The organism is Flavobacterium sp. GW821-FHT12A05 (genome assembly GCF_058807735.1).
The window spans coordinates 274,831-288,224 of sequence record NZ_JBXAQY010000002.1 but is presented as its reverse complement, the minus strand read 5'-3'; the positions used below and the strand labels follow the sequence as shown (position 1 = coordinate 288,224).

General features: G+C 34.2%; 14 protein-coding genes. 10 read left to right on the top strand and 4 right to left on the bottom strand.

The features are described from left to right. Positions 1-87: 87 nt before the first annotated feature. A complete protein-coding gene (nadE, locus tag AC1RRQ_RS04580) occupies positions 88-894 on the bottom strand; it encodes an NAD(+) synthase (RefSeq protein WP_493021847.1) in 807 nt (268 codons plus the stop codon). A 101-nt stretch (positions 895-995) separates the two neighbouring features. Between nadE and gldB the strand changes: the two genes are divergently transcribed. Both gldB and gldC read left to right on the top strand, forming a co-directional pair. Then, positions 996-1,952, top strand: a complete 957-nt coding sequence (gldB, locus tag AC1RRQ_RS04575; RefSeq protein WP_493021846.1) for a gliding motility lipoprotein GldB — start codon at positions 996-998, stop codon at positions 1,950-1,952. Further along, entirely contained in the window at positions 1,952-2,287 is a 336-nt protein-coding gene (gene gldC, locus AC1RRQ_RS04570) for a gliding motility protein GldC (RefSeq protein ID WP_493021844.1), read from the top strand. The genes gldB and gldC overlap by 1 nt, the downstream gene beginning before the upstream one ends. Positions 2,288-2,454: 167 nt before the next feature. On the opposite strand, the gene AC1RRQ_RS04565 is transcribed toward gldC, so the two are convergent. The 3 genes from AC1RRQ_RS04565 to AC1RRQ_RS04555 all read right to left on the bottom strand — a co-directional run bounded on the left by AC1RRQ_RS04565 (position 2,455) and on the right by AC1RRQ_RS04555 (position 4,722). Then, complete coding sequence (locus AC1RRQ_RS04565) at positions 2,455-3,084, bottom strand: hypothetical protein (protein ID WP_493021842.1); 630 nt, start codon at positions 3,082-3,084, stop codon at positions 2,455-2,457. 198 nt (positions 3,085-3,282) lie between these two features. Beyond that, positions 3,283-3,915: a ribosome biogenesis GTP-binding protein YihA/YsxC gene (gene yihA, locus AC1RRQ_RS04560; protein ID WP_493021840.1), complete on the bottom strand. Its 633-nt coding sequence runs from the start codon at positions 3,913-3,915 to the stop codon at positions 3,283-3,285. A 42-nt stretch (positions 3,916-3,957) separates the two neighbouring features. Next, positions 3,958-4,722: an alpha/beta fold hydrolase gene (locus AC1RRQ_RS04555; RefSeq protein ID WP_493021838.1), complete on the bottom strand. Its 765-nt coding sequence runs from the start codon at positions 4,720-4,722 to the stop codon at positions 3,958-3,960. A gap of 367 nt (positions 4,723-5,089) precedes the next feature. Between AC1RRQ_RS04555 and AC1RRQ_RS04550 the strand changes: the two genes are divergently transcribed. The 8 genes from AC1RRQ_RS04550 to AC1RRQ_RS04515 all read left to right on the top strand — a co-directional run bounded on the left by AC1RRQ_RS04550 (position 5,090) and on the right by AC1RRQ_RS04515 (position 13,201). After that, positions 5,090-5,563 carry a division/cell wall cluster transcriptional repressor MraZ gene (locus AC1RRQ_RS04550; RefSeq protein WP_493021836.1) on the top strand — a complete coding sequence of 158 codons (474 nt, stop codon included), beginning with the start codon at positions 5,090-5,092 and terminating at the stop codon, positions 5,561-5,563. After that, on the top strand, positions 5,538-6,446 hold the full coding sequence (gene rsmH / locus AC1RRQ_RS04545) for a 16S rRNA (cytosine(1402)-N(4))-methyltransferase RsmH (protein ID WP_493021834.1): 909 nt from the start codon (positions 5,538-5,540) through the stop codon (positions 6,444-6,446). The genes AC1RRQ_RS04550 and rsmH overlap by 26 nt, the downstream gene beginning before the upstream one ends. Positions 6,447-6,462: 16 nt before the next feature. After that, positions 6,463-6,810, top strand: a complete 348-nt coding sequence (locus AC1RRQ_RS04540) for an FtsL-like putative cell division protein (protein ID WP_071636466.1) — start codon at positions 6,463-6,465, stop codon at positions 6,808-6,810. After that, positions 6,801-8,810, top strand: a complete 2,010-nt coding sequence (locus AC1RRQ_RS04535; protein ID WP_493021831.1) for a penicillin-binding protein — start codon at positions 6,801-6,803, stop codon at positions 8,808-8,810. Before AC1RRQ_RS04540 ends, AC1RRQ_RS04535 begins: the two co-directional genes overlap by 10 nt. Further along, complete coding sequence (locus AC1RRQ_RS04530; protein WP_493021830.1) at positions 8,807-10,270, top strand: UDP-N-acetylmuramoyl-L-alanyl-D-glutamate--2,6-diaminopimelate ligase; 1,464 nt, start codon at positions 8,807-8,809, stop codon at positions 10,268-10,270. The genes AC1RRQ_RS04535 and AC1RRQ_RS04530 overlap by 4 nt, the downstream gene beginning before the upstream one ends. Positions 10,271-10,346: 76 nt before the next feature. Beyond that, positions 10,347-11,582, top strand: a complete 1,236-nt coding sequence (gene mraY, locus AC1RRQ_RS04525) for a phospho-N-acetylmuramoyl-pentapeptide-transferase (RefSeq protein WP_493021829.1) — start codon at positions 10,347-10,349, stop codon at positions 11,580-11,582. Next, positions 11,583-12,914, top strand: a complete 1,332-nt coding sequence (murD, locus tag AC1RRQ_RS04520; protein WP_493021828.1) for a UDP-N-acetylmuramoyl-L-alanine--D-glutamate ligase — start codon at positions 11,583-11,585, stop codon at positions 12,912-12,914. An 83-nt stretch (positions 12,915-12,997) separates the two neighbouring features. Further along, positions 12,998-13,201: a four helix bundle protein gene (locus AC1RRQ_RS04515; protein WP_493021827.1), complete on the top strand. Its 204-nt coding sequence runs from the start codon at positions 12,998-13,000 to the stop codon at positions 13,199-13,201. Positions 13,202-13,394 lie beyond the last annotated feature (193 nt).

Here is a 13,394-nt window from a genome sequence, read left to right as displayed (position 1 = left end):
TACCTTTTTAGAATTGTTATCATGTTTTTGGAACTGTAAAATTAATAAATAAATTCTGTAATTAATTGCAGACAAATGTTAAAAAAATTATTTTAACGTTTTTGGTATTAAACAAACGGGTATTGCTTCCATTTTATGCTTGTTGCTGGTGTTTAATCTTTTATAGATTTCAAAGACAGATTTTTCTCGCCCATTAAAGTCATCTGCCGTATTTCCTGACTCCGCGGCTAACATTGCCCATTCAAGTTCGTCGTAACTTGCCCCTAATTGGTCTTCATCTGTCCTGTTATCACCAAAAAGTCCATCGGTTGGAGCAGCTGTTAAAATTGAGTTAGGAATTGCTAAAAACTCTCCCAAAGCATAAACATCCGACTTCATTAAATCAGCAATTGGACTTAAATCGACACCGCCATCTCCGTATTTTGTGTAAAATCCTACGCCAAAATCTTCTACTTTATTGCCTGTTCCTGCTACTAAAAGCCCGTGAATCCCGGCTAAATAGTACAATGAAGTCATTCTTAAACGTGCTCTTGTGTTGGCTAACGATAAATTAACTTTTGTTGAATCTTTTGTAGTTGGCACAGCAGCCTTAAAAGCTTCAAAAGTGTCAGTTAAATCCGTTTTTACACTCAAAACATTAGGAAAACGCTTAGATAATTGCTCAATATGTTCTCTCCCTCTTGATACTTGACTTTCAGCCTGGTGAATTGGCATTTCTACACATAAAACCTGTAAACCCGTTTGCGCACACAGCGTTGAGGTTACCGCAGAGTCAACTCCGCCCGAAATTCCTATTACAAAACCGTTTACTTTTGCGTTGACAGCGTAATTTTTTAACCACTCAACAATATGTGTATTTACTTTTTCTGTTTGAATTGTGCTTTTTTTAGCCATAATAGTTCAAGTTTTAAGATGCAGGGATGTATATTTGCAGAATTATTTTTTTAAGTAACCAATTACTTAAATTCCAGCAACACAAATCTAATTAAAATAAAATGAAAATTTATCGCTTTGTAGTGGTTCTGTGCTTGTTTTTTTTGTCTTGTGACCAAAAAACAAAGGTTGAAAAAGAGGTTGAAGAAATACCGGTTGATATTAAGGTAGAACGTTTTGATAAAGTGTTTTTTGAGACCAAACCTCAGGATTTGGCTAAGGTAAAAAAGCAGTATCCATTCTTTTTTCCTGAAGGAAATGACGACAGTGTCTGGCTGCAAAAAATGCAGGAACCAATTTGGAGAGAAGTGTATGAAGAAGTACAAAAAAAATACGCCAATTTTGAGCCTGTACGTGAAGAATTTGACGAGCTTTTTAAACACGTAAAATATTATTTTCCAAAAACTAAAACGCCAAAAGTAATTACGGTAATTGGAGAAATGGATTATAATGCAAAAGCCATTTATGCAGACAGCCTTGTAATTGTGGCATTAGAATTATATTTAGGAAAAGATCATAAGTTCTATGAGTTTCCTAATTATCTAAAATACAATTTTGAAGAAAAACAAATGATGCCAGATGTTGTTTCGAGTTTTACGTATCGAAATATTCCGGCTTATCAGGATAAAAATTTAATTTCTCAAATGATTTTTGAAGGGAAGCAATTATATGCAAAAGATTTGCTTTTACCTAAATATACAGATGCAGATAAAATAGGCTATACGCCGGAACAGATAAAATGGTGCGAAGAAAATGAAAACTATATGTGGCGTTATTTTCTGGAAAACGAAATGCTGTATAGTTTAGACCCTAAGCTTACTAGTCGTTTTATAAATCCGGCTCCATTTTCTAAATTTTATTTAGAAATAGATAACGATTCACCAGGAAGAGTGGGTGCCTGGATTGGCTGGCAGATTGTTCGTTCGTATATGAAGAACAATACTGTTTCGCTGTCAGAATTATTAAAAACAGACCCAAAAGTAGTATTCGAAAAGTCCAAATATAAACCTAAGAAATAATGTCAAATACAATAAAATCAGAAATTAAATTCAACGTTGAATTAGATGAAAACCGCGTTCCCGAAAAATTAACATGGAGTGCGCAAGACGGTGGTGTTCAGGCTGAAGAAGCAAAAGCAATAATGTTGTCTATTTGGGACAGCAAAGCGCAGGAAACAATGCGTATCGATTTATGGACAAAAGATATGCCGGTAGACGAAATGAAAATTTTCTTTCACCAGACTTTAGTTGCCATGTCTGATACTTTTAAACGTGCTACAGACGACGAAAAAATGTCTGACACAATGAAAGACTTCTGTGATTATTTTGCAGAAAAACTGGAACTTACTAAGTAATAGAAATTCCAATAATAAAAATCCCAAATTCCAATTCAAGAAGGAAATTTCAATAATAAAAATCCCAAATTCCAATTGCAAGATTGAAATTTGGGATTTTTTTATTTAGTCTTTCGTTTATTTGGAATTTGGAATTTCAAATATTGGATTTTTTTAATTGAATATTTTTATTTGACAGATCTTTGATCCAAGTCTTTAAATATTCGCCTTAAAGCTCCTTCCATTAATTGACTGGAATTTTTATAGAATGATATATTGTCTTTAAGTTTACCTGAGTTTTGGGTATTTCCGTCAGGTGGTGCAGTTACTTTTGAAGTTCTCCCAATTACATTTTGAGAATAAATAATCTCTTGCAGATTTAAATCGTAAATCTCAACAATTACAGAACCTTCGTTTCTTCCTGTATCGTTGTCGTTTTGATAAAGTTCGAGAGAAGAAAAATCGCTTTTGTTTTTTCTGGTCGAAATATTAATAAAGAAATCGAAACCAGTTCCGTCTTTTAATTCCTTAAGTTTTGTTTTACTTGGGTTTAAGGGGATTTTGCGTGTAACAAGTAATCCTTTAACATCGTGAATATAAGACACTCGTTCGCCTAAATGATTTTTGAAATATTTTAAAGATGAAGCGGTCAATTTATCTTGAGAACTGCCAGGACAATCTAATTCATTCAACAGCCATTTTCCCGAAGTAAAGTCAACGCCGGTTCTTTGTCCTGTAACAAATGTATACGACGGAGTGGTACACGATGAAAAGCTGATAAAGAGGAAAGTGCAAAATAAGAGTAAAGTTTTCTTCATAAACTATATTTTTGAATTCGTCTCAAATGTAGTTAAAAAGAAATTTCAATGAATACAAAAAAAGAAATACCAATATTTAAATTCCAAATTCCAATAAAAAAGATAATACTCAATAAAAAAAAACTCCAAATTCCAATTGTGAGTTTGGAATTTGGAATTTTATATTTTTTGGAATTTCAATATTGAAATTTAAGTTTCTTAAATTGAGTTTAAAAAACCGCTGTTGTTTTTAAAAACTTCCTGATTTACTTCGTCAATGTAAGAAAGTAGTTCTTCTTTACCAATTGATTCTGTAGACGAGGTAACGAAATACTGAGGCATTTCGGCCCAGTTGTTGGCAAACATTTGTTTTTTGTAAGCGGCAATATGCGAATCGATTTTTACTTTACTGATTTTATCGGCTTTGGTAAAAATAATGCAAAACGGAATTTCACTTTCGCCCATGTAAGACATAAATTCAATGTCTATTTTTTGAGCTTCGTGGCGAATATCAATCAAAACAAAAGCGCAAACCAGTTGTTCTCTGTTTTCAAAATAATCCGTAATAAACTGCTGGAATATCGATTTTGTCTTTTTTGAAACTTTAGCATAACCATAACCCGGTAAATCGACCAAAAACCAATTGTTGTTGATTTTAAAGTGATTTATCAGCTGTGTTTTCCCTGGTCTTCCAGATGTTTTTGCTAAGTTTTTATGATTGGTAATCATGTTTATCAATGATGATTTACCAACGTTTGATCTGCCTATAAATGCATATTCCGGAATGAAATCTTTCGGGCATTTTGATGCATCAGAATTACTGATAATAAATTCGGCGGTATTAATTTTCATGCTTTTTGGTTTTAAAACCTCCTTAAAATTGAAAGTTAGATGCTATAAATTCTTCTCAACAAGCCATTGTTCAAGAATTTTGTTGAATTCCTGAGGATGTTCCATCATAGCAGCGTGTCCACATTTGTCAATCCAATATAAAGTTGAATTAGGCAATAAAGTGTCAAATTCTTCAGCAACATTTGGCGGTGTTACGGCGTCATTTTTACCCCAGATGATACAGGTTTCGACTGTCATTTTAGGTAAATCTTTTGCCATATTATGACGAATTGCGCTCTTTGCAATTGTTAAGGTTTTAATCAATTTTATACGGTCGTTTACGGTCGCATAAACTTCATCGATTAATTCCGGTGTTGCTATTTTTGGGTCATAAAATACATCTTCAGCCTTCTTTTTGATGTATTCATAATCGCCTCTTTTTGGGTAACTGTCACCCATTGCGCTTTCGTAAAGTCCAGAACTTCCGGTAATTACAAGTCCGGCTACTTTTTCAGGATATAATTTTGTGTGGTAAAGTGCAATGTGCCCGCCCAATGAATTTCCTAATAAAATAACCTTATCAAAACCTTTAAAAGTGATAAAGTCCTTAACGTATTTTGCAAAACTTTTTACGTTCGTTTTTAAAATACTTTGTGTGTATATTGGCAAATCCGGGATAACAACTTTGTATCCTTTCGTTGGGAAATATTCTGCTACAGCATCAAAGTTACTAAGACCTCCCATTAATCCGTGTAAAATTACGATAGGAGTTCCTTCTCCAGCTTCAAAATAGCTGTATCTGCCTTCTTTTTTGTAGTGTTTGTCCATCTAATCTAATGCCAATTTCAATTTCGACAAATATAGGGTTAAATAAATAAAAATGAATTTTTGCCGCCATTTTTTAACTAGATAATTTTAGTAGAATATCTAAGTGTTTAAAAATCAGCTTTTTCTTATATTATGTAAATGTTAAAACTATTGCATTATAATTAATTTTTTAAGAGAAATAGTATTTAATTTTTGCAATTGTTAAAAGAATCTTTCTTTGGGCTGATTAATGTCTAAACTATTGATTGCTTAATGTTTATGTGAAGTGGTAGGAATGTGGTTAAACTTATTAACAAAGTGGTATATAGTGGTAATATGTGGTAAAATTTTTTATATTTTTGCTGTATAACATGTTAATAGATTTTTCTTGAACACAATTGTAGGAACATACGAGTGTAAAGTCGATGCTAAAGGGAGGCTGATGTTGCCTGCACCCTTGAAAAAGCAGCTGGCTGCCTCTCTTCAGGACGGTTTCGTTTTGAAGCGCTCGGTTTTTCAGCAGTGTTTGGAGTTATATCCAATGGAAGAATGGAATTTGATGATGGCGAAAATTAACAAGTTGAATCGTTTTGTAAAAAAGAACAATGATTTCATCCGCAGATTTACTGCCGGCGTAAAAGTGGTAGATATTGATGCATTAGGAAGATTGTTGGTGCCAAAAGATTTGGTGACTTTTTCTGGTATTTCTAAAGATGTGGTTTTTTCATCTGCGGTTAATATTGTGGAAATTTGGGATAAAGATTTATACGAGAAATCAATAAGCGGCGAAGATATGGATTTTGCAGATTTAGCCGAGGAAGTAATGGGAAATATTAATGACGACGACAATGGAATATCATAATCCGGTTTTACTTCATCCAACAGTTGATGGTTTAAATATTAAGCCAGACGGCATTTATGTAGATGTAACGTTTGGCGGCGGGGGGCACTCAAAAGAAATCTTGAGACGATTAGGGCCAAACGGAAAATTATTTGCTTTTGATCAGGATGAAGATGCGCTGGCAAATGCGCTGCCTGATGAAAGATTTACCTTGATTAATGAAAATTTTAGGTTTATAAAAAGGTTTCTTCGTTTTCATGGTGTTAAAGGAGTAGACGGAATTTTAGCAGATTTGGGAGTTTCATCTCACCAATTCGATGTTCCGGAAAGAGGTTTTTCAACCAGATTTGATGCCGAACTGGATATGCGGATGAGTCAAAAGAATGATTTAAATGCTTATCGGGTGGTTAACGAATATGAAGAACAGGATTTACGTCGTGTTTTTTTTGATTATGGGGAGTTGAAAAATGCACCGGTTTTAGCAAGAACCATTGTAGAAGCGAGACATGATTATCCAATTAAAACGACTGACGAGTTAAAAGATGTTTTGAAAAAGCATTTACCGGAGAAAGTTCGAAATAAAATATTGGCTCAAATTTATCAGGCCATTCGAATTGAGGTAAATCAGGAAATGGATGTGCTGAAAGAGTTTATTGAGCAGTCTCTTGAAATTTTGAACCCGGGCGGACGATTCTCAGTAATCTCTTATCATTCTTTAGAAGACAGACTGGTAAAAAGATTTATTAAAAACGGAATGTTTGAAGGAGAACCGGAACGCGATTTTTTTGGAAACTTTTCGGTGCCGTTTAAAAGTATAGGTAAGCTGATTGTTCCGGATGATGCCGAAATCAAAATAAACAATAGAGCAAGAAGTGCAAAATTGAGAATTGCTGAAAAGATATAATATATATAGGTAGAAAATGAAGAGTGGAGTATTTGGCATATTAAAAGCAAGATTTCTAATTAACGATGACGCGGTAAAAAACTGGCGGTTCATTGTTTTTATAATTCTGCTGGCAATTTTGATGATTGCAAATACACAGCGATACGAACAAAAAGTATTTGAAATCGCAAAACTAAATAATGAAGTAAAAGAGCTGAGATCAGAATTTGTAGATCGACGTTCAGAATTAATGAAGCTGAAAATGGAGTCAACGATCTCGGATAAAATGCTCGAAAAGCAGATTTTTCCGTCGACAGTTCCTCCGGTTAAGATAGAAGTTGAAAAAGAAGAAGAAAAAAGTTTCTTTAAAAGAATATGGCAGTAGACGATAAACATATATCCTACAGAATTTACCTCGTAGCAGTTTTCATCTTTTTGATGGCAATTGCTATTGTCGTTAAATTAACCAATATTCAATGGGTTGAAGGAGATTATTACAGAAAACTGGCCAAGCAGCGTACGGTTAGAAATTTTGTAATTCCGGCAAATAAAGGAAATATCTATTCGGCAGACGGAAGTTTATTGGCAACATCAATTCCTAATTATGAAATTCGTTTTGATGCCAAAGCGCCAAAAACAGAAACATTCGAAAAATACGTAAAAGGATTATCAGATTCGTTAGCAACAGTTTTAGATAAACCAGGAAGTTATTTCGAAAGAGAATTGCGAAAAGCAAGAACAAATAAAAACCGTTACTTTTTAATTGCGCGCAATTTAAGTTATACTGAATATGTAAAAATTAAAGGATTTCCATTATTCAATTTAGGAGCTTTTAAAGGCGGTATTATTATAGAGCAGGAAACGGTTAGAAAACATCCGATAGGAAAAATTGCCGAAAGAACAATTGGTTATGATCGTATTGATCCTGCAACCGGAGTAGAAGTTGGAAAAGGAATTGAGTGGGCTTTTAAAAATTATCTAAACGGAAAAGACGGAAAAATTTTAAAGCAGAAAATTGCAAAAGGCCAGTGGAAACCTATTCGTGATGTAAACGAAGTAGATCCTATTGATGGTTACGATGTGATTTCTACGATAGATGTTTTTATTCAGGATATTGCGCACCACGCTTTGTTGAAACAATTGGAAGATTACGAAGCAGATCACGGTTGTGTGGTGGTTATGGAAACAGAAACTGGGTACGTAAAAGCAATTTCTAATTTAGGAAGAGCAGAAGACGGGTCTTATTATGAAACAACAAATTATGCAATTGCTGAATCTCACGAACCTGGATCGACTTTTAAATTGGTCGATTTAATGGCAATTTTAGAAGATAAAGTAGCTGATACAAGTACGGTTTATGACAGCCACGGAGGTCAGGTAAGATACTATGGTCGCCCGGTTAATGATTCGCACAGAGGTGGTTACGGAAAGGTTACATTGGCACGCGGCTTTGAACTTTCGTCAAATACGGTAATGGTTCAGGCGGTTTATGAAAATTACAAAACCGATCCAAGAAAATTTGTAAATCACATTAATAGCTACGGATTAAATAAGACGTTAGGATTGCATTTTAAAGGAGAAGGAAGACCATATATTCCGCAGCCTGGAGATAAACATTGGTCGGGAATTTCGCTTCCGTGGATGGCTTTTGGTTATGGAGTTTCAGTAACGCCAATGCAGACATTAGCGCTTTATAATTCGATTGCGAATAACGGAGTAATGGTGAAACCTCAATTTGTTTCTGAAATTAAAGAATGGAACAAAACCATCAAGAAATTTGATGTTGAAGTCATAAATCCAAAAGTTTGTTCGCCTGAAACAATTAAAAAGGTGAAAGCAGTTTTAGCAAACGTGGTAAAAAAAGGAACAGGTTCTAAATTGTATTCGAAAGATTTTTCGATGGCAGGAAAAACGGGAACGGCTCAGGTAAATTATGGAGGTAAAGAAGGAAAATCGGCATTGTATTATGCTTCTTCTTTCGTAGGATATTTTCCGGCAGATCATCCAAAATACTCTTGTATCGTAGTGGTTCATAAACCGAATACATCTAAGAATAATTATTACGGAGCAGATGTTGCAGGACCAGTTTTTAAAAGAATCGCTCAAAAAATATTTACTGATGCACCATCAACAAATAAAATCAAAAGACTGGATTCTAAAATTCAAAAACAAGAAAGCAGTTATGATAAATACATTGTTGAAGACAATAAAAAATTAAATCAAATTCCTGATTTAAAAGGAATGCCGGGAATGGATGCCATTGCTTTACTCGAAAATTTAGGTTTAAAAGTGAAAGTAAACGGAGTAGGAAAAGTAAAAAAACAGTCGTTACAAGCTGGACAAAATATTAGTAAAAACTCAACAATAGTATTAGAATTATCGTGAAAATACTAAAAGACATATTATATAAAGTGGCTATCGAATCTGTAACAGGTTCGACAGAAATTGGCATTCAAAAAATCGAATTCGATTCTAGAAAAGTAGAATCAAATGATGTTTTTGTGGCTATTCGGGGTTCGCTTTCAGATGGGCATGATTATATCGAAAAAGCAATTCAGTTAGGTGCAAAAGCAATTATCTGCGATACACTTCCTGAAAATATCGAAAAAGAAGTTACGTATGTTCAGGTAAAAGATACCAATTCGGCATTGGCTTTTATCGCGGCTAATTATTTTGGAGATCCATCTTCAAAACTAAAATTAGTAGGCGTAACGGGAACAAACGGAAAAACAACCATTGCGTCGTTATTATTTCAGTTGTTTCAAAAAGCCGGTTTTAAAGTTGGTTTATTGTCAACTGTAAAAATCATGGTCGATGAAACAGAATATCCTGCAACGCATACGACTCCGGATTCTATTACAATTAATCATTATTTAAATGAAATGATTGAGGCTGGAGTAACGCATTGTTTTATGGAAGTAAGTTCACACGGAATCCATCAAAAACGTACAGAAGCTTTGCATTTTGTAGGCGGGATTTTTACGAATCTTTCGCACGATCATTTAGATTATCATCCAACTTTTGCAGAATACAGAGATGTAAAAAAATCATTTTTTGATTCGCTGCCAAAAACAGCTTTTGCATTATCAAACATTGATGATAAAAACGGAACTGTAATGCTGCAAAATACTGTGGCAAGAAAGTTTACATACGCGCTAAAAACGTATGCAGATTTTAAAGCAACAATTTTAGAAAGCCAATTGTCTGGTTTACTGTTAAAAGTAAATGACAATGAAGTTTGGGTAAAACTAATTGGAACTTTTAATGCTTACAATGTTTTGGCTATTTACGGAACTGCTATAGAGTTGGGAATGGATAGTCTTGAGGCGTTGCGCTTATTGTCTGATTTAGAGAGTGTTTCGGGACGTTTTCAATACATTGTTACTGATTCTAAAGTAACTGCTATTGTAGATTATGCTCATACACCGGATGCTTTGGAAAATGTTTTAAAAACAATTGAAGACATCCGTACAAAAAACGAACAATTGATTACAGTTGTAGGCTGCGGCGGAAACAGAGATAAAACAAAAAGACCAATTATGGCAAAAATTGCGACAGATCTTAGTGATAAAGCAATTTTAACATCAGACAATCCAAGAAACGAAGATCCGGAAGTGATTTTAGATGAAATGGAACAAGGCGTTGAAGCTCATAATTACAAAAAAATATTGAGGATAACTGATAGAAAACAGGCTATTAAAACGGCTTGTCAATTGGCTCAGCCCAACGATATTATTTTAATTGCCGGAAAAGGACATGAAACCTATCAGGAAATAAAAGGAGTGCGTCATCATTTTGATGATATGGAAACGGTAAAAGAAATTTTAGATCAACTAAACAAATAATATCCAGATTTACAATTCCAAATACCACAGAATAAACGGGATTTGAAGTTTAAGAAAGGAATTAAAATAAAGAGATATGTTATACTATTTATTTGAATATTTAGACAAAACACTGGACTGGCCAGGAACAGGAGTTTTTCAGTACATCACATTTAGATCGGCTTTGGCATTTATGCTTTCGCTGCTTTTATCAACGATTTACGGAAAAAGAATTATCAACTTCTTACGCAATCAGCAAGTAGGAGAAACTGTTCGTGAATTAGGTCTTGCAGGTCAAAATGAAAAAGCAGGAACGCCGACAATGGGAGGACTGATTATCATTTTTGCTACCATAGTTCCGGTTTTGTTATTTGCTCGTTTGCATAATATTTATATCGTTTTGCTTATTGTAACCACGCTTTGGATGGGAACAATTGGTTTTGTTGACGATTATATCAAAATATTCAAAAAAGATAAACAAGGACTTAAAGGGATTTTTAAAGTTATTGGGCAGGTTGGTCTTGGAATTATTGTAGGTGCAGTTCTTTATTTTAACCCTGCTGTAACTGTAAGAACAGATACCGGAAGAACGGATGTTTTTAAAACAGCTAATGTTAGTACAACGGTAATTTTGCCAGCTCCAATAGAAGAAAAATCTACAGCAACTACAATTCCGTTCGTAAAAAATAATGAGTTTGATTATGCCGAAGTATTGTCATTTTTAGGTGACGGATACGAAAAATGGGCTTGGCTGGTATTTATTCCGGTTGTGATTTTTATTATCACAGCAGTTTCAAACGGGGCGAATTTAACAGATGGAATCGACGGACTCGCCGCTGGAACATCCGCAATTTCCGTTCTCGCGCTTGGAATATTTACATTCGTTTCGGGAAATATTATTTTCTCCAACTATCTTAATATAATGTACATACCCAACTCCGGTGAGATGACGGTTTTTATATCCGCTTTTGTCGGGGCACTAATTGGATTTCTTTGGTATAACTCATTTCCCGCATCGGTTTTTATGGGAGATACTGGAAGTTTAACTATTGGAGGAATCATTGCCGTTTTAGCAATTGCCGTTCGTAAAGAAATTTTAATCGTTTTATTCTGCGGAATATTCCTTGCAGAAAGTGCTTCGGTAATTATTCAGGTAGCTTATTTTAAATATACAAAGAAACGTTTTGGCGAAGGCCGAAGAATTTTTCTGATGTCGCCGCTGCATCATCATTACCAGAAAAAAGGATACCACGAAAGTAAAATCGTGACCCGTTTCTGGATTGTAGCGATCATGTTAGCCATATTATCAATTGTTACCTTAAAATTAAGATAGATGAGGCTGGTAGTATTAGGTGGAGGAGAAAGCGGTGTAGGTACTGCTATTCTCGGAAAGAAAAAGGGATACGATGTTTTTGTATCTGATTTTGGAAAGATAAAAGAGAGTTACAAAGAAGTTCTTATCATTAATAAAATTGCCTGGGAAGAAGAACAGCATACTGAAGATTTAATTCTAAATGCTGATGTGGTGATGAAAAGCCCCGGAATTCCAGAGAAATCTCCGATAGTAAAAAAGCTGATTGCAGCAGGAGTAAAAGTGATTTCGGAAATTGAATTTGCCAAGCCTTTTACAGAAGCAATGACAATTGGAATTACCGGAAGTAATGGTAAAACGACCACTACAATGCTTACGTATCATTTGCTTAAATCGGCAGGATTAAATGTAGGATTGGGAGGTAATATCGGAAAAAGTTTCGCCTGGCAGGTAGCCGAAAATAAATTTGATGCATACGTTCTTGAATTAAGCAGTTTTCAGCTGGACGGAATTATAGATTACAGGCCGGATATTGCAATTATAACCAATATCAGCCCGGATCATTTAGATCGATATGAATATAAATATGAAAACTATATCGATTCAAAGTTCCGAATAACGATGAATCAAACCGAGGGCGATTATCTCATTTACGATGCAGACGATGAGGCAAGCGCAGAATGGTTAAAAAAGAACAAAACAAAAGCAAAATTAATTCCTTTTTCATTGACGAAAAAATTTGATGAAGGGGCTTCTATAAATAACAACAAAATGGAAATAAAGATCAACCAAGAAGAGTTTACAATGGAAACAGAACACATTGCGTTAGAAGGAAAACATAACATGAAAAACGCAATGGCAGCAAGCTCTGTAGCAAAATTGATGCAAATTAGAAATGCAACAATACGCGAAAGTTTATCTAATTTTCAAGGTGTTGAACACCGTTTAGAGAAAGTATTAAAAATCCAGAATGTACAATACATCAACGATTCGAAAGCAACAAATGTAAATGCTACTTTCTTTGCGCTGGACAGTATGAATGTACCTACGGTTTGGATTGTTGGAGGAGTTGATAAAGGAAACGATTATAACGAATTAATGTCATTAGTTCGCGAAAAAGTAAAAGCCATTATCTGTCTTGGAGTTGATAATCATAAAATTATTAACGCATTTGGAGATGTTGTAGATATTATGGTAGAAGTTAATAATATGAACGATGCTGTAAAAACAGCACAGAGATTAACAGAAAAAGGTGATGCCGTTTTATTGTCTCCAGCCTGCGCTAGTTTCGATTTATTCGAAAACTACGAAGACAGAGGGAAGCAATTCAAACAAGCAGTACACAATTTATAATTTTAGATTTTAGAGTTTAGATTTTAGATTGTTTCTAAACTTTGAGATTTTAGATTAATAAATGTTTTAAGTTCTTTTTGATTATGACGACGGATGAAATGAAAGTGAGAACAAAAAGGTTCTCTTTAATGATTATTGGATTGGCTGAAAAAATGCCAAATACAAATGTGGTTAGATCAATAACTAATCAAATAGTGCGGAGTGGAACATCGATTGGGGCAAATTATCGGGCTGTATGCAGAGCCAGAAGCGATAGGGAGTTTGTTTCTAAAATGAATATAGTTTAGAAGAGGCAGATGAAACTTTGTTTTGGTTAGAAATTATAAAAGAAAAAATGTGGATTGCAAAATCTGAATTAGAAATTATTTGGAAAGAAGGAAATGAGTTAACAGCCATTTTTGTCAGCAGTCTAAAAACGGTAAACAGCAGAATAAATAAATAAGAAAATTAAAGATTTTAAGAATAATCTAAAATCTAAAA

Excerpts from the sequence above, each read along its gene's own strand:
- gldB (WP_493021846.1), top strand. The coding sequence starts at position 996 with ATGAAAATTTATCGCTTTGTAGTGGTTCTGTGCTTGTTTTTTTTGTCT.
- nadE (WP_493021847.1), bottom strand. The coding sequence starts at position 894 with ATGGCTAAAAAAAGCACAATTCAAACAGAAAAAGTAAATACACATATT.
- murD (WP_493021828.1), top strand. The coding sequence starts at position 11,583 with ATGAGGCTGGTAGTATTAGGTGGAGGAGAAAGCGGTGTAGGTACTGCT.
- AC1RRQ_RS04540 (WP_071636466.1), top strand. The coding sequence starts at position 6,463 with ATGAAGAGTGGAGTATTTGGCATATTAAAAGCAAGATTTCTAATTAAC.
- AC1RRQ_RS04535 (WP_493021831.1), top strand. The coding sequence starts at position 6,801 with ATGGCAGTAGACGATAAACATATATCCTACAGAATTTACCTCGTAGCA.
- rsmH (WP_493021834.1), top strand. The coding sequence starts at position 5,538 with ATGACGACGACAATGGAATATCATAATCCGGTTTTACTTCATCCAACA.
- gldC (WP_493021844.1), top strand. The coding sequence starts at position 1,952 with ATGTCAAATACAATAAAATCAGAAATTAAATTCAACGTTGAATTAGAT.
- AC1RRQ_RS04515 (WP_493021827.1), top strand. The coding sequence starts at position 12,998 with ATGACGACGGATGAAATGAAAGTGAGAACAAAAAGGTTCTCTTTAATG.
- AC1RRQ_RS04555 (WP_493021838.1), bottom strand. The coding sequence starts at position 4,722 with ATGGACAAACACTACAAAAAAGAAGGCAGATACAGCTATTTTGAAGCT.
- AC1RRQ_RS04565 (WP_493021842.1), bottom strand. The coding sequence starts at position 3,084 with ATGAAGAAAACTTTACTCTTATTTTGCACTTTCCTCTTTATCAGCTTT.
- yihA (WP_493021840.1), bottom strand. The coding sequence starts at position 3,915 with ATGAAAATTAATACCGCCGAATTTATTATCAGTAATTCTGATGCATCA.
- mraY (WP_493021829.1), top strand. The coding sequence starts at position 10,347 with ATGTTATACTATTTATTTGAATATTTAGACAAAACACTGGACTGGCCA.